General features: G+C 49.8%; 15 protein-coding genes. 7 read left to right on the forward strand and 8 right to left on the reverse strand.

Going from position 1 to position 15,737, the window contains the following annotated elements:
- Positions 1-61 precede the first annotated feature (61 nt).
- Entirely contained in the window at positions 62-1,054 is a 993-nt protein-coding gene (locus tag ACSF8W_RS16785; RefSeq protein ID WP_500848348.1) for a WavE lipopolysaccharide synthesis family protein, read from the forward strand.
- Positions 1,055-1,064: 10 nt separating this feature from the next.
- Here ACSF8W_RS16785 and ACSF8W_RS16790 read toward each other — a convergent pair whose 3' ends face one another.
- From ACSF8W_RS16790 to rfaD, 4 genes are read right to left on the reverse strand one after another with little or no spacing between them, the layout of a single operon-like run.
- Positions 1,065-2,153: a glycosyltransferase family 4 protein gene (locus ACSF8W_RS16790; protein ID WP_500848349.1), complete on the reverse strand. Its 1,089-nt coding sequence runs from the start codon at positions 2,151-2,153 to the stop codon at positions 1,065-1,067.
- Positions 2,150-3,403 carry an O-antigen ligase family protein gene (locus tag ACSF8W_RS16795; protein WP_500848350.1) on the reverse strand — a complete coding sequence of 418 codons (1,254 nt, stop codon included), beginning with the start codon at positions 3,401-3,403 and terminating at the stop codon, positions 2,150-2,152. The genes ACSF8W_RS16790 and ACSF8W_RS16795 overlap by 4 nt, the downstream gene beginning before the upstream one ends.
- Before the next feature lies 1 nt (position 3,404).
- Positions 3,405-4,361 carry a lauroyl-Kdo(2)-lipid IV(A) myristoyltransferase gene (gene lpxM / locus ACSF8W_RS16800; protein ID WP_500848351.1) on the reverse strand — a complete coding sequence of 319 codons (957 nt, stop codon included), beginning with the start codon at positions 4,359-4,361 and terminating at the stop codon, positions 3,405-3,407.
- Positions 4,362-4,375: 14 nt separating this feature from the next.
- Entirely contained in the window at positions 4,376-5,320 is a 945-nt protein-coding gene (rfaD, locus tag ACSF8W_RS16805; RefSeq protein ID WP_500848352.1) for an ADP-glyceromanno-heptose 6-epimerase, read from the reverse strand.
- 114 nt (positions 5,321-5,434) lie between these two features.
- Here rfaD and ACSF8W_RS16810 point away from each other — a divergent pair, with 114 nt between their 5' ends.
- Positions 5,435-6,100 (forward strand): TetR/AcrR family transcriptional regulator, encoded by a 666-nt coding sequence (locus ACSF8W_RS16810; protein ID WP_500848353.1) that lies wholly within the window; start codon positions 5,435-5,437, stop codon positions 6,098-6,100.
- Positions 6,101-6,134: 34 nt separating this feature from the next.
- Here the strand turns inward: ACSF8W_RS16810 and ACSF8W_RS16815 are convergent, their stop codons facing one another.
- Genes ACSF8W_RS16815 through gpmM form a run of 3 tightly spaced genes read right to left on the reverse strand, consistent with a single transcriptional unit; the run spans position 6,135 to position 9,732 of the window.
- The gene (locus ACSF8W_RS16815) at positions 6,135-6,938 is read right to left on the reverse strand and encodes a divergent polysaccharide deacetylase family protein (RefSeq protein WP_500848354.1); all 804 of its coding nucleotides are present in this window, start codon (positions 6,936-6,938) and stop codon (positions 6,135-6,137) included.
- A gap of 60 nt (positions 6,939-6,998) precedes the next feature.
- Complete coding sequence (locus tag ACSF8W_RS16820; protein ID WP_500848355.1) at positions 6,999-8,174, reverse strand: peptidoglycan DD-metalloendopeptidase family protein; 1,176 nt, start codon at positions 8,172-8,174, stop codon at positions 6,999-7,001.
- Between the two features lie 16 nt (positions 8,175-8,190).
- Positions 8,191-9,732 carry a 2,3-bisphosphoglycerate-independent phosphoglycerate mutase gene (gpmM, locus tag ACSF8W_RS16825; protein ID WP_500848356.1) on the reverse strand — a complete coding sequence of 514 codons (1,542 nt, stop codon included), beginning with the start codon at positions 9,730-9,732 and terminating at the stop codon, positions 8,191-8,193.
- Positions 9,733-10,161: 429 nt separating this feature from the next.
- On the opposite strand from gpmM, the gene ACSF8W_RS16830 reads away from it, so the two are divergent.
- From ACSF8W_RS16830 to cysE, 4 genes are all read left to right on the forward strand, one after another.
- Positions 10,162-10,611, forward strand: coding sequence for a rhodanese-like domain-containing protein (locus ACSF8W_RS16830; protein ID WP_428475943.1), 450 nt, complete (start codon positions 10,162-10,164; stop codon positions 10,609-10,611).
- A 138-nt stretch (positions 10,612-10,749) separates the two neighbouring features.
- Positions 10,750-11,223, forward strand: coding sequence for a protein-export chaperone SecB (gene secB, locus ACSF8W_RS16835; RefSeq protein WP_500848357.1), 474 nt, complete (start codon positions 10,750-10,752; stop codon positions 11,221-11,223).
- A 62-nt stretch (positions 11,224-11,285) separates the two neighbouring features.
- Positions 11,286-12,302: an NAD(P)H-dependent glycerol-3-phosphate dehydrogenase gene (gene gpsA / locus ACSF8W_RS16840; RefSeq protein WP_500848358.1), complete on the forward strand. Its 1,017-nt coding sequence runs from the start codon at positions 11,286-11,288 to the stop codon at positions 12,300-12,302.
- A 141-nt stretch (positions 12,303-12,443) separates the two neighbouring features.
- A complete protein-coding gene (gene cysE, locus ACSF8W_RS16845; protein WP_500848359.1) occupies positions 12,444-13,265 on the forward strand; it encodes a serine O-acetyltransferase in 822 nt (273 codons plus the stop codon).
- 104 nt (positions 13,266-13,369) lie between these two features.
- Here the strand turns inward: cysE and trmL are convergent, their stop codons facing one another.
- Entirely contained in the window at positions 13,370-13,834 is a 465-nt protein-coding gene (gene trmL, locus ACSF8W_RS16850; RefSeq protein ID WP_500848360.1) for a tRNA (uridine(34)/cytosine(34)/5-carboxymethylaminomethyluridine(34)-2'-O)-methyltransferase TrmL, read from the reverse strand.
- Between the two features lie 258 nt (positions 13,835-14,092).
- Between trmL and ACSF8W_RS16855 the strand changes: the two genes are divergently transcribed.
- Positions 14,093-15,721, forward strand: a complete 1,629-nt coding sequence (locus tag ACSF8W_RS16855) for a sensor domain-containing diguanylate cyclase (RefSeq protein WP_500848361.1) — start codon at positions 14,093-14,095, stop codon at positions 15,719-15,721.
- The last annotated feature ends 16 nt before the right edge of the window (positions 15,722-15,737 follow it).

A 15,737-nucleotide genomic window follows, 5' to 3' on the forward strand; every position in this document is an offset into this window, starting at 1 on the left:
AGGATATCCATCTATTTATTATTACAGGTTTCTTAAAAATACAGTTTAATAAAGGTTTATTATGATTGAATTCAATGCTATTACAGTTGTTGTGCAAGGTCCTGTACATAGTTTTAATGGCCGTGAACAAGATGAAGGCATTACTCATCGTTGTCTCAATTCAGTGAGAAAGTACTTGCCCGGTGCACATGTCATTCTTTCTACGTGGAAAAACCAAGATCTATCAGGATTAGACTTTGATGAACTGGTGGAGTGTGACGATCCCGGTCAAAATAGTCGAAATATCAATATTGATGGTAATCCTCAAAAGTATAATAACCATCGGCAAATAGTCTCAACATTAGAGGGACTAAAACGGGTAAAGACACCGTATGCAGTCAAATTACGCAGTGATAACTATCTAGTGTCCAATGTATTCGTTGCTATGCAGCAAGCGTATCCGGCTCGATGTACTGAATATCAATTTTTAAAAGAACGTGTTGTCGTACCGAATATTTTTACACGTAAATTCGCAAAGGGGCACCGTGTCGCCTTTCATGTCAGTGATTTCTTTTATTTTGGATTAACCGAAGATCTACTGGCATTGTGGGACTTGCCGTTTGAGGATGATTTTGTTCCTACGACTGAGCAGAAATACAATCCGGGTTATCCTGACTACGTTGTTGATTGCACTCAGTGGTTTTTTCTCAAAGCACTACAAAAATTTGATGCAACGATTAATTTGAACAGCCTATTAGATAACAGCGCAGAGAAAATCGAGCAGTCTGAACAATGTTTAGCGAACAATTTGATTATCGCTGAGGCCAATGAAATTGGATTGGGGTTATGTTCGAAGTTTTTAGGTAAGGCGCGGGTGTCTCGTGCGAAGGGACGTTGTGCTCATTATCAGTATAAAGAGTGGCAGCAGTTATATCGTCAATATTGTGACAATGATTACAACCTTGATTTCCCTTTGCTTGCTCGTGCTCAATTACAATTTGAACGTTGCCGCTATGTGTATCCGTCGTATCTGGAAACGAAAATTAAGCTGATGCAGCGAGCGTTAAAAAAATAAGGCGAAAGCCTTATTTTTTTATGGATGCAAAAAAGGTGAGTTGCTGGCGGGTTGTCGCTTGTATCGAAAAATGTTCTTGCAAGCGTTGTTTCGCCGCGCTACCCATCTGATGGCGTAGGGACTCATCACGGACTAAGCGTGCAATTTTGTCTGCGAGGGCTTGTGCGTTATTGGTTTCAACGACATAACCGGATACGTTATCGGCTACTAATTCTTTGCTGCCCCCTGTTGTGGTCACAACCGAGGGTTTTCCCATCGCCATCGCTTCAATGATAGTTTTAGGTAAACCTTCTCCACTGATCGAGGGCTGGATTTGAATATCTGCCATGGCCATTAACTCGGGGACATCTTTGCGATAGCCAAGGAAATGGATACGCTCACTCATGCCGCTATCTTGCGCTAATTGTTTATTTTCAGGCGTATCCATGTCGCGTCCAACGAGGACGAGATGCAAGTGGGGAAGGGTGGCTAAATGCACCATCGCCGCTAGAAGTACATGTACCCCTTTGCTTTTACGGGCGTTGGCGACACAAATTAATACGGTATCGGCGTGAGATAGACCAAGTACGGAGCGATCAACAGGTTCTGCTTGGTACCACGCTAAATCATGCCCTTTGTAGATGGTTTGTACGTCTTCATTATCTAACCACACTTTTTCTCGAACGGATTGTGTAACAGCATCCGCAACGCACGAAATACCATCAATACGCGGGTGTAAATGTGTTAAGTAAGCCGAAGGGTCATGGCGGTAGATCCCACCAACGGTACCGCGGTATGAAACAAGGCGTGTTTTAGGGAAACCGACACAAGCAAACGCAGCATTGGGAATGGTTTTAGAGTTGAGCGCATACACGACATCGTAATGCTTACGACGCAGTTCTTGGCGAATATGTTTAATGGTTTTCCAACAGACTTTACGTGTTGGGTAGCAGTCAATGATGGTGATGCCGTTTTGTCTAAAACGTTCAATGTATTCAGCGTCACCTTGTGTCATGAGGGTGACATCATGGCCTTGGTTCACCATCTCAATGAACATCTCCGCTTCTGGGCGAACGCTGTTCCATGCGTCATGGTACGAGCTAAGCACAAGTATTCTCATGATGCTTTTCCTTGTTTAAGCATCAAACTGGATGCTAAAAAAATAACTGTGATGATCGAAAAGAAAATGATCCCGGAATTGTGCCGAAACATAGCTTGCGAGAGTTGATACCCAACCATCAAAATGATGCTGACGGCTCCGCATTGGTTGACGGCGGCAGCCAACGCGGTTTTTGCTTGCGCGAGGTTGCGGTGGAAGATCGAAAAAGGCACGGCGAATAAGAGAACTAAAGCGGTTATCCCCATGAGTCCTCGAACCGATAAGTCTTCAAGGTATTGATTGTGAGAGTGTACCGGGTAGCGTGAGATGGACTTATCGATAAATCCAAGATCACCCCAATGCTCACGGAGCTGTTGTCTGCCATCATACCCCGCGCCGAGAAGGGGATATTCTTGAAAAGTGTAGATCGCACTTTTCCATAACTCAAAACGGACGCCTAGCGAAGAGTTTTCATGCCCTTGATTATATTGAGCTATTTCACTGACGGCGGATTGTACGCGTGCATTCACTGTTGGAATTTGAGTAATCACAGCGCTGCTTAATAGGCAGAGTGGCACGATCGCGGTCAGCAACTGCTTATTCAGAGAGTGACGATTGGCCATGAGTAAATAGATTAATGCGAGTGGCAGGAAAATCCATCCACCGCGACTGGCTGATAATAAACTTGCTAAGACACCTAAGCTTGACGCGATGAATGCCACTGCACAGAGTTTCCACTGCTGCATCTTTGCATAATATATGGTAATGGCAACACTCATAACAGCAAGAGTCATGGCCATATTACCTGATTGAATGGGCATGTAACCAGAAAGGTACCATGTATCTAATCCGGTAAAGGCTCTCTCTAGATGCAGTCCATAAATGTGATAGATTGCGGTGATCCCTGCGCATGTTGAACCGAGTAAAATACCGGTAAATAGCCAGCTTATTTTAGGTGGATAGCGCAGCAAAAGAGCAAAAATAAGTAACGCCAATACAATGCGGCTTGGTTGATCGATTTTCGATAACTCATCGTGATGTAGTAGCGTTGATAACACATAACTGCCGAAATACAGGCCAAAAGTCGCGATGACCAGTTTGACTTCTGAGGTGATCTTGATTTTTTTCCATTGTGGAATAAAAAACAGTGAAGTGAGCAGAAGTAAACTTGCAGCCAAGTTGTAGCCTTTTCCGTAGGCGAGACACAGCAGGGGGAAACCTGCTGTTAGGATGGAAACAAGCATGATGCGTGATGCGTTAGATTTCAGCATGTTATTTTGGGGTCTCGTAGGGATTTGCTTCGCCATTCGGGCGGGTTTTAAGCAAACGTAAAATCCACATGTATTGCTCAGGGCGCGCCGTCACATAGTGTTCAATACATTGGTTCATTCTGCGTGCATCCTGCTCTTCTGTCTCAAGCGGGAAGGGGTCAAGTGGCGCTGAAATTTCTATCTCATACTGGCCTGTTTCACTGTTATAGATGGCGTACAGTGGCACTATCTTGGCGCGGCTCAGTTTGGCTAGGCGGCCCAAACCTGAAATGGTGGCTTTAGTGGTGGCAAAAAAGTCCACAAACACGCTGTGCTCAGGGCCTAAGTCTTCATCTGGCAAGTAATACCCCAGATATCCCTCACGGATGGATTTGATGAAGGGTTTGATGCCGCCGCTACGTTCGTATACACGACCGCCGTACTGTACGCGTTGATGATGCATGAGCCAGTCAGAGACTTCATTTTTTTGCTTCTTGGCCATGGCCGATACAGGCAAGCCACGTGAAGCCAATAAAATGGCTGGAATATCAATCGCCCAGGTGTGTGGCACCAATAAGATGGCACTTTCCCCCCGGGCTTTGAGATCCGTTAAGTGTTCTTCGCCGCGGATCACGGTGTTGTTTTCCAACCAGTCTTTACTGCGCAAACTTAGTGAGGCAAAGCCCATTAAAAAACTGCTTGCCGTGACGTAACTGTTCAACAGCATGGCTTCGCGCTCATCTTGGGTTCGATGAGGGAAACACATTTTCAGGTTGATGCGCGCTCGCTGATTAGCTTTATTGTTTAACTTCAATGCTTGTTTCGCAAAAGCATTTGCCAGTGCATGGCGCACACGATGTGGCAGTAGGCTGATCAGCGAGGCGATCAGAACCGCACACCAAGTACCCCAGTATTTGGGATGAAGAAAAACCCAGCTGAATGCTGGGTTATAGGCCTGTTTGTCGTAATGTTCGTTCATAACCCGCCTATTGTTTATTGATTCAAAATGGCCATGTACTCGGCGACGCCTTCAGCCACTGATTTGAAGGACTCGGTATAGCCTGCGGCACGGACTTTGGTGAGGTCCGCTTGGGTAAAGGTTTGATAACGTCCTTTTAAATGCTCAGGGAAAGGGATTTCCTCGACAGCGCCTTTGCCATGAAATGCGATCACGGCTTTGGCCACTTCACTGAAGGCTTCGGCGTTGCCCGTTCCGCAGTTAAAAATGCCGGAGATACCCTGTTGCCAGAACCATAGGTTTACTTTGCAGACATCACCGACGTAAACAAAATCGCGCTTCAGGCGGTCTGAACCTTCGAACAGTTTCGGGTTGTCACCTTGGCTGATTTGGGTATTCAGATGGAAGGCGACAGAGGCCATGCTGCCTTTGTGCTGTTCATGTGGGCCGTAGACATTGAAGTAGCGAAAGCCGGTGATTTGCGACAAGCGCTCACCGCGTTGTTCCGCCTCTTGCCACAAGCGGCGAACATAGTTATCAAATTGCTGCTTGGAATAGCCGTAAACGTTCAGTGCGCCTTCATACGGTTGTTCTTCAATGAAGTTATGGTCACGGCCGCCATACGTAGCAGCCGATGAGGCATACAAAAAGGGAATGCGGCAGGCTAGGCAGTAGTGCAGCAGCGTTTTAGAATACTCATAGTTGTTACGCATCATATACTTGCCGTCCCACTCCGTGGTGGATGAGCAAGCGCCCTCATGGAACACTGCGTCAACCTGACCGAAGTGATCACCTGCAGTGATACGGGCGATGAAATCATCTTTATCCATGTAATCCGCAATGTCGAGGTCTACCAAGTTGGCAAACTTGGTGCCATCTTTGAGGTTGTCTACCACCAAAATGTCGCGGTGACCTTGTGCATTGAGGGCTTTGACGATATTGCTGCCGATCATACCGGCGCCGCCAGTTACTATTATCATGGCTATTCCCGTGTTCAATGTGGGTGATGCGGCATAGATATGCCACGGTGAAGAATTATCGTTATGATAGTATGAACAGATTGCTCATGTCATGGGCTGAGAAGTGAGAAACAAATGAAGACCCGCGATAGAATTATTTTAGCTGCACTGGCGCTGTTCAATGAAAGCGGTGAGCCGAATATAACGACGAACCATATAGCTGCCCATCTCGGGATCAGTCCCGGCAATCTGTATTATCACTTCCGCAATAAGGAAGAGATTATACACAGTATTTTCGATCAATACGCGCAGGATCTCAGTATTCATTTTCAGCCCCTTGAGCAAACGCCGATCACGGCGGATAACCTGTTGGTCTATTTAGACTCGGTATTTATGCTGATGTGGCGCTATCGTTTCTTCTATGCCAACTTGCCTGATATCTTGCGTCGTGACCCTGCTTTGCAGCAAAAATATTTGGTCGCACAAGAAACCCTGCACGGCAATATCATGGTGATCATGAACAGTTTCCGCGACAGTGGTCTGTTGGACTTAGACGATAATGAGTTGCTGAATTTGGTAAGCAATTTGAAATTGGTTGCCTCGAGCTGGATTTTCTACCAAACCACGCAGGCGCCAGGCGCGACCATTACCAAAGCAGTGATTTATCAGGGGGTTTTGCAGATGTTGGGGATTGTGCGTCCGCTGACGACAGCGGCCGGTAAAACGCAAGTCTTGCAGCTTGAGGCGCACTATTGTACGCAGGTCGTACAAGCGCGAGCGGCGTCGGATTCTTCTGAATAACGCGGTCGATTTTGGTTCAACTCACTGGGTGTGATCAGCGGTGTGCCGTGTGCACTGGCGAGGGTTGCGGATGGGAAGGATACAGTGCGGACAGTTTCACTAACGAGATGTCAGCGTGCTGCTGCCGAGGGAGCCACTGTTGTAGCGTCTCTAGCGTGACGGGGTAGGGATGACCGATAGCAATGGCGTAACCGTGGCGTTTAGCCTGCTGTATTGCACGGCGTAATTGCTGGCGGATGAAGGGGGCATTGCGTTCGTGGTCGAGAAAAACATGTCGGTGTAATACCGCAACCTGATGCCGCGCGGCTTGTTCGTGCGCGATAGATCGCGGGGTCGTTCGGCTGTCTAAAAAATGCAGCCCTTGCTGAGCAAGCACTTCCATGACCCAGCCGGTGGCTTGAGCGTCTTGTGTCAATGCGCTGCCCATGTGGTTATTGATGGCGACAGCGTTAGGCAGTTGCTGTAAGGCGCGGCGCAATGTTGCCTGCAGCGTGGCTTTGTCCATATCGCACATCAGGGTACTGGGTTCTAAAGGGGCGGGGCGGCTGGGCTCCATCGGCATGTGCAGCAGAATATCCCGCTGTTGCTGTTTGGCGGCTTGATGGATCTGCGTGGCATACGGGGTATCCGGTAAAATCGCTACGCTGATCGCCGCGGGAAGCTGAGCCAGTGCATCCGGCATGGCTTGATAGCCTAGATCGTCGATCACGATGGCGAGTTTCGCCGCGTGTTTTTCTGTCGATTGCTTTTTCGTGTGTACGTCTGCGAGTACCGCAGGCGAGAGTTGCATCAGCAAGAAAAAAGAGAACCAGCGGGCTATCCATCGCGTCTCTGTCATTCGTGTTTGGTCATCCGTATCAGATCGTGGGGGAAGTCGGGGCGCTGGTTCAATGAGGGCTTAGCGCGTCAACCATGCACGGGGATTCGACGGGCTGCCTTTACGGCGGATCTCAAAGTAGAGCGAGGCCTGTGCTTGGCCACCACTGTCACCCACCAAGGCGATAGCATCATTGGTCTGCACATTGTCACCGACTTTTTTCAGCAGAGTTTGGTTGTAACCGTAAAAACTCATGTCACCTTTGCCGTGATCAATCACCAGCATCAGGCCGTAGCCACGTAGCCAGTCGGCGAACACCACTTTTCCCGGATAAATGGCTTTGACCTGGCTGCCAATCGGACTTTTTACCACCATGCCTTTCCAGCGCAGTTCCCCTTGTTGCGGGCTGCCGTAACTGTGTAACACGTCGCCTTTCACCGGCCATGGTAATTTGCCTTTGTGTTTGGCTAAGCCATCCATTGGGGCTTTGCGACGGGCGGCTTCTGCTGCGGCTTTTGCCGCCGCTTTGGCACGGGCGATCTCTTTGATCAGGCGCGATTCATTGTTTTTCAACTCCGTCAGGTATTGGCTGTCGTTTTGCAGTTGGCCTTTGATACTGGTAACTGTTTTCTGCCGTTGACGTCGCTTGCTCTCAAGTTGTTTTTTCTGCTGTTGTAACTGTGCCAGCAGCGTTTGCTGTTGCGTGCGTTGTTCGCTGAGTTGATGCTGCTTGAGCTGTAATTCGGTGGTTGTGGCCGCGAGCTCTTCAAGGGCTTGACTGCGGGCTTGACTGAGGCGTTCGGCGTAATGGGTGTAGCGATCCAAATCGCTACGGTTGTGATCACTTAGCAGTAACGCCAGTTGGCTCTGCTGGCCTTGGCGGTATTGGGTATTGAGTAACGCCTTGAGCATTTCCTGTTGGCCGAGTTGCACTTGGCGCAATTGGGCTTGTTGTTGTTCAAGGGTGCGAATGGAGTCGGTCAGTGATGCCGTACGCTTTTCTGCTTGGTGGATTGCTTTGGCGGTATCGGCAATGCCGGTTTCTTGTTGGCGCAATGCTTGTTGTAAGCTGTCGATTTTCTTTTTGTTGGCCGCCACTTGTTGCTGTTGACGCGTGATTTCCTGTTTTACTCCATCGAGCTGCCCTTGGTTGGCATGCGCAAAGGAAGGGAGTGTCAGGCTAGCAAACGACAGGCATAACAAAGCGCCAGTGCATAATGCACTGGCGCGGATCATTTGGTGTAGGTGTGTGATCATATCCCGCATGGGGAGATTATTTCAGATCAAACAGCACCTGACCAGTCATCTCTGTCGGGATTTCGATATCTGACAGCGCCAACATGGTCGGAGCAAGGTCAGACAGCTTACCGTTGTCTTTCAACGTCAATGCTTTGTTACCCACGTAGATCAACGGCACTGGCAAGTTCGTGTGTGCGGTGTGCACGCCGCCTGTCTCTGGGTTGATCATCATTTCTGCGTTACCGTGGTCAGCCGTGATCAGTAGCTGGCCATCCATTTCTTTAATGGCAGCAACCACTTGACCAATGCAGCTGTCTAGCGCTTCACACGCTTGTACCGCAGCATCGTAAACGCCCGTGTGGCCAACCATGTCGCCGTTCGGGTAGTTACAGATAATGGTGTCAAACTCACCGCTCTTGATGGCTGCAACCAGCTTCTCTGTCAGCTCTGGAGCACTCATCTCTGGCTGTAGGTCGTACGTGGCCACTTTTGGTGACGCGACTAGCTGACGAGATTCACCGTCAAACTCGTCTTCTACGCCGCCGTTGAAGAAGAATGTCACGTGCGCGTATTTCTCGGTTTCAGAGATACGTAGCTGCTTTTTGCCTTGCTTCGATAGCCACTCACCCAAGGTGTTATCCAGGCTTGCCGGGGCGAATGCTGTTGTTAGGTTGATGTCTGCGGCGTATTGCGTCAGCATCACAAAGTCAGCCAATTGCGGGAACTGTGCACGGGCAAAACCCGTGAAACCTGGCTCAAACGCGCGGGTGATTTGACGCGCGCGGTCAGCACGGTAGTTCATGAAGATCACGGCATCGCCATCTTCCATTGCCGCAACCGCTTGGCCTTCTGCACGGATTTCAGTGGCTTTCACGAACTCATCGTTTTCATCACGCGCATAAGCGGCGGTCAGACCTTCAACCGCGGTTGTTGCGGTGAATTCAGCTTTGGCTGCGGTGAGTAGGTCGTAAGCGACTTCAACGCGATCCCAGTTGTTGTCACGGTCCATGGCGTAGTAACGGCCAACCAATGACGCCACACGGCCTTTGCCGAGTGTTGTAAACAGGGCTTCAAAGCGTGCCAATGACGCTTCTGCGCTGCGTGGTGGCGTATCACGACCATCAAGGAAGCAATGCAGGTAAATTTTCTCAGCACCGCGTTGGGCGGCCATTTCAATGGCTGCTGCGATGTGATCTTCGTGGCTGTGGACACCGCCTGGTGACATCAGGCCAAGAATGTGAACAGCTTTGCCGGCGTTTACCGCGCTATCGATCGCGCCAACCAGTGCCGCGTTCTCAAAGAAGTCACCGTCACTGATAGACTTGGTGATGCGAGTCAGATCTTGATAGACCACACGGCCTGCGCCGATGTTGGTGTGACCCACTTCAGAGTTACCCATTTGGCCGTCTGGCAAGCCAACGTCCATGCCTGATGCTGAAATCAACGTGTTTGCTTCATGGGCAATCAACCCGTCCATCACTGGGGTGTTGGCGTTAGCAATTGCGTTATCGGCGTTGTCTTCGCGGTAACCCCAGCCATCAAGAATAACCAAAGCCAGTGGCTTTTTAGCAGACATATACTGTCCCTCATAAAGTTAGAAATCTGAGTATAATTTGGATCCATTACCTTAGCTGTCCGGACGTAGCGATGAGCTAAGGTAATGGCGTCGTACGTCCGTAATTTTACTACACTTTAGGCGGCAAATTGTAGGATCAGATCAAACAATGCTGTGAATGGATTGTTATCTACCTACAGAAATATATGCATTTCTTCGCCCGAGTGTAAGCCCTGAAGCACAGTTTTTTTGACTTTTTATGAGTGGCGAATTATTCGCAATCCCGCTTAAGGGGTAAACGAAATGCGGGGACAGGGAGTGAGCCGGAGCGCGGAATCATGGCATCTTGCTGTACAACGGGCTTGGCGCGGGTATACTCAGGAGCCTTAATTATGTGGAGTTTAGCCCCTGGTTACAGTTGGCTGATATTAGGAAAATAGAGCGAACATCATGCAGCAATACATCGATTTTGTAACAAGTAATCCTATCCTGGCATTGGTGTGGGTGGGTTTGGTTGTGGCCATCATTTCATCGTATGTGAAACAGAAAACCGCTGGCTACCAGATTGTCACCCCTAACGAAGCTACCGCGATGGCTAACCGTGAAGACGGTGTGTTTGTCGACATCCGCAGCCGTGATGAGTACCGCAATGGCCATATTGCCGGAGCACTTCACATTTTGCCGAGTCAAATCAAAGAACAAAATATGGGCGAGCTTGAAAACCATAAAAGCGCCCCAATCATTGTGGTATGTAAAACAGGTCAAACGGCACAACAAAGTGCGGATCTGTTGCACAAAGCCGGCTTTAGTAATGTTAACGTACTCAAAGATGGCCTGATTTCATGGAATGAAGCGAATCTACCGCTGATCCGCAGCAAATCAGGTAAAGGCAAAAAGTGATCAAGGCTTGCGTCGTACGCGAGAGTAATCCCGTCGACCAGTAACGGCGCGCCTAATTTTTTGTGCAGTTGTGATACATATCATGGTTGCGATATTGATAGGCTCACACGGTGAGCGTGAGAGAAAAAGGACTCTAAAATGGCTGAAGCAGCAAACAACGAAGCACAACAAAACTTCCAAATTCAACGTATTTTCCTAAAAGACGTTTCTTTTGAAGCGCCAAACTCACCACAGATGTTCCAGAAAGAGTGGAACCCTGATGTGAAACTGGATCTTGACACGCAAAGCCGTGAGCTAGGTGAAGGTGTTTACGAAGTCGTGCTTCGTCTGACTGTGACAGTGAAGAACGAAGAAGAAACGGCTTTCCTATGTGAAGTTCAGCAAGGCGGTATCTTCTCTGCTGCGGGTATGGAAGCACCACAATTGGCGCATTGCCTAGGCGCATTCTGCCCGAACATCCTGTTCCCTTACGCACGTGAAACGATTTCAAGCTTGGTGGTGAAGGGCACGTTCCCACAACTTAACCTTGCGCCAGTGAACTTTGATGCGTTGTTCATGAACTACCTTCAGAACCAAGCACAAGCGAACACTGAAGAAAGCACTGAAGCGTAATTTTTCGCGTAATACATATCGCGTTAAATCACATATCGCGTTAAATCAATAGGTACACCGTAATGAATCCAGGCAATAACAAAGCGATCAGTATGACGGTTCTTGGCGCAGGCTCTTATGGCACGTCGCTGGCAATCTCATTAGCGCGCAACGGGGCGAATGTGATCCTTTGGGGGCATGAGCCCGAGCATATGGCACAGCTTGAGCTCGACCGCGCCAATGACGCTTTTTTGCCCGGAGTCGCATTTCCTGATTCGTTGATTGTCTCTGCCGATCTTGAGCAAGCGGTACAAGCCAGCCGTGATCTGTTAGTGGTGGTGCCAAGCCATGTGTTTGGCCATGTTCTCACGAATGTGAAGCCCTTCTTGCGTGACGATTCTCGCGTGTGTTGGGCGACCAAAGGGCTTGAACCTGAAACGGGTCGTCTGCTGAAAGACGTGGCGGTAGAAGCATTGGGTGAAGCGGTACCGCTGGCGGTATTGTCTGGCCCGACGTTTGCGAAAGAGCTGGCTGCCGGTATGCCAACGGCGATTGCCGTGGCCTCGCCGAATGATGAATTCGTGCGTGATCTGCAAGAAAAAATCCACTGCAGCAAGACGTTCCGCGTCTACAGCAACAGTGATTTTATCGGCATGCAGTTGGGCGGCGCGGTCAAGAACGTGATTGCGATTGGTGCCGGCATGTCTGACGGGATCGGTTTTGGTGCCAATGCGCGCACCGCACTGATCACCCGCGGCTTGGCGGAAATGTGCCGTTTGGGTGCCGCGTTGGGCGCACAACCGGAAACCTTTATGGGGATGGCGGGCTTGGGTGACTTGGTGCTAACGTGCACCGATAACCAATCGCGTAATCGCCGTTTTGGTTTGGCATTAGGCCAAGGGCAAGATGTCGATACCGCACAAGCGGAGATCGGTCAGGTTGTTGAAGGTTATCGCAACACCAAAGAAGTGTGGGTACTCTCACAACGAATGGGGGTTGAAATGCCTATCACCGAGCAAATTTATCAGGTGCTTTACCTGGGTAAAGATGCACGGGAAGCGGCCAAAGACTTGCTCGCTCGCGAGAAGAAAGTCGAATAACGGCGTACCGGCAACCTCCGGGTTGTCCATTTCCTTTGACGCGAATAACAACGTGGGCTATTTAGTCCGCGTTGTTTTTTTTTCTGGGCGCGTTAGAGTTATAGCTGAGTCAATCACAACGATAAGCAGACCGAGGGTGATGTGAGGGAATGTCAACAACATGCCGTTTGGCAATCAATTAAGCAGGAAGCACGACAGCAGTCGGAGCAAGAGCCGATGCTGGCGAGCTTTTACCATGCGACGATCATCAAGCATGACAATTTGGCGGCGGCGTTAAGTTATATCCTGGCTAACAAGCTGGCGACCCCATCCATGCCTGCGATGGCGGTGCGAGAGGTGGTTGAAGAAGCCTTCGCTGCTGACTGTTATATTACCGAATCGGCCGCCTGTGATATTCGCGCGGTGGTGGAGCGTGATCCTGCCGTCGACATGTATTCCATTCCCTTGCTGTATCTCAAAGGGTTCCATGCCCTGCAGGGGTATCGGGTCGCCAACTGGCTGTGGAAACAAAACCGTGTCGCGCTGGCGGTGTACCTGCAAAACCAGATCTCGGTTGCGTGTCAGGTGGATGTGCATCCGGCCGCGAAAATTGGTCAAGGGATCATGTTTGACCATGCCACCGGCATTGTGATCGGTGAAACTGCCGTGATTGAAAACGACGTATCAATCCTGCAGGACGTGACGCTGGGCGGTACCGGTAAAGCCGGAGGGGATCGTCACCCTAAAATCCGCGAAGGCGTAATGATTGGTGCGGGCGCCAAAGTGCTGGGCAATATCGAAGTGGGCGAGGGGGCGAAGATCGGTTCGTGCTCTGTCGTACTCAATCCGGTACCGCCACACACCACGGTCGCGGGCGTGCCAGCAAAAATAGTGGGCCGTCCGAACAGTGAAAAGCCGTCGATGGACATGGATCAGCAGTTCAACGGCACCAGCCAGACGTTTACCGCCGGTGATGGCATCTAACGGCTAATTGACCGTATTATCACGAAAAAAAGCGAGAGGGTTGTCTCTCGCTTTTTTTGTGTCTGTATGATGCCGTCAGTGGCAACGCAGCGGTAATAGTAACGTTATACCGCGCCGTTGAAGCCCAGTTGACGCCACGCTTCATAACCAATGATCGCGGCGGCATTGGACAGATTTAGGCTGCGGCTGTCCGGGTGCATAGGAATACGCAGGCGTTGTTCCAGCGGCAGGCTGGCAATGAACTCGGCAGGCAAGCCACGGGTTTCCGGGCCAAACAGCAACACATCCCCTTCTTGGAACTGGGCATTGGTGTGGTAGTTGGTGGTTTTGGTGGTGCACGCGAAGAGGCGACGATCCCCAATGTGGGCCAGAAATGCCGCAAAGTCTTTATGGCGATGGACGTGCGCCAGATCGTGATAATCCAGCCCTGCGCGGCGTAGTTTTTTCTCTTCCAGATCAAAACCAAGTGGCTCAATCAGATGCAGGTTGGCGCCGCAGTTGGCACACAAGCGAATAATGTTACCCGTGTTAGGGGCGATTTCCGGTTCATACAGGGCAATATCAAACATCGTTTAAGCCTTCTCGCAGACAGTGCTTGGGGAAATAGGGCGTTAGGGTAGCCAAAAAACGTGAGTACGTCGATGGGAGCATAGACGTACGCATGTTATCCGTCTCTGCGGCGGGGGAATGGATGTTAATCAAAAGCGAAAGATGCGATACTCCAATGATAAAAGGGCAATGTTTCACATTGTTAACCTCAACGACTGCAAACATGAATAGGGAGATTGTTGTTGCGCAGCCTATAAAATGATTTTCTGTAAGCCGCTATGCCATACCTTAAACGCTCAAAAAACTACCCGTTTATTCCCCGTTTCATATTGTTTCTTTTCCTCTTGTTAGCTTTCTTTTTTCTGATTGTGTATTACCACAGTCAAGTGCGTTTTCAGGCCTATAAAGACAAGGTGCTGGTGCAGCAGGAGTTGTCTCTGGCCGCGCAAAAACACTATATCCATAATGCCATGCAAACGGTGGTGCGTGATGCGGCTTTCATTGCCGATATGGCAACACTCAGCCATGTCTACGCCCTTTATGCCAACGAGGCGTTAACGCCGATTGAGCAGGCGACGTTACGCAATTTTGAGTTGGATGTGCAAGCCTTTAGCCAGCGCAGTGGTATGTATGATCAGGTGCGTTTTATTGATGTCAAAGGCCACGAGCGCTTACGGGTCAATTACAGCGAGGATCATGCCTACCGAGTGGCAGCGTCAAAACTGCAGAATAAAGCAGGGCGTTATTATGTGCAGGAAGGGCTGCACCTGATCCCCGGGGACGTGTATATCTCTCCGCTGGATCTCAACGTTGAACATGGGGTGATTGAATTACCGCGCAAGCCGATGATCCGCATCGTGGTGCCGATTTATAACGCAATGAACCTGCGGGTCGGGATCGTGGTATTAAACTACCTGGCGCAATACATGATTGATGAGCTGCGCCTGTTTCACCGCGATAACAGTATTGAATACATGTTGGTGAACCACAAAGGCCAGTTTTTGTATCACAGTCATAAACCGGCGTATGAATTTGCCTTCATGTTTGGCCACAATGCGTTGACCGTGGATCAGGTCTACTCAGGGGTGTCTGAGACGATTTACGGCAAGCAAGATCTGCAACTGGATAGTGACGAAGGCATTTACACGATCTCCACTATCGGCGCGGTAGATCGTATCAATCCGTATTGCTTTGATGGTCAGCACGTCACCGAGAATACCTCGACATCTTGGCGTTTGGTGTCGTTTGTCCCCAATCCGGCGCGGCATTTTTTAGCGCTGTATATGGCAGACAATACCGTGATTTTACTGTTTGTTACTGGCCTGATGGTGTTATTGGCGTATGTGGCCGCAAGTTACTGCCGAGCGAAACACGGTGAAGCGCATAATTTGTATGTGATGGCCCATTGGGATGATCTCACTCAATTGCATAATCGCTTATCGTTCTTCAAGCACGGTCGTGCTTTGCTGGCAGAGAAGCGCCATGCCAATGAGCCGGCAGGGTTGTTATTTATTGATTTGGATGATTTTAAACAAATAAATGATACCTATGGTCATCAGGCTGGCGACAATGTATTACGCCATGTCGCGGCTTGCATGCGCAAGACTTTTGGCGAGCAGGCACTGTTGTGCCGCTTAGGGGGCGATGAGTTTGCAGTTATCGTGTCTGGTGCCGGTAACATCGCTGCGATTGATGGCCATGTGAGGGCATTTTTTGAGGCGTTGCACGATCCCATTTGGCAGACCGCTCAAGGGATCGCGGTATCCACCAGTATCGGGGGCGCGCTGTTCCCTGCATGTGGCGATAATCTAACGGAATTGATGCATCAAGCGGATCTGGCGATGTATTGTACCAAACGGGCAGGGAAAGGGGGATTTGTGTGGCTGACTCACCCGAAGGACGCGTAATGCGACTTCGGGTGAG

It is taken from the genome of Photobacterium sp. 270122K, assembly GCF_059941365.1.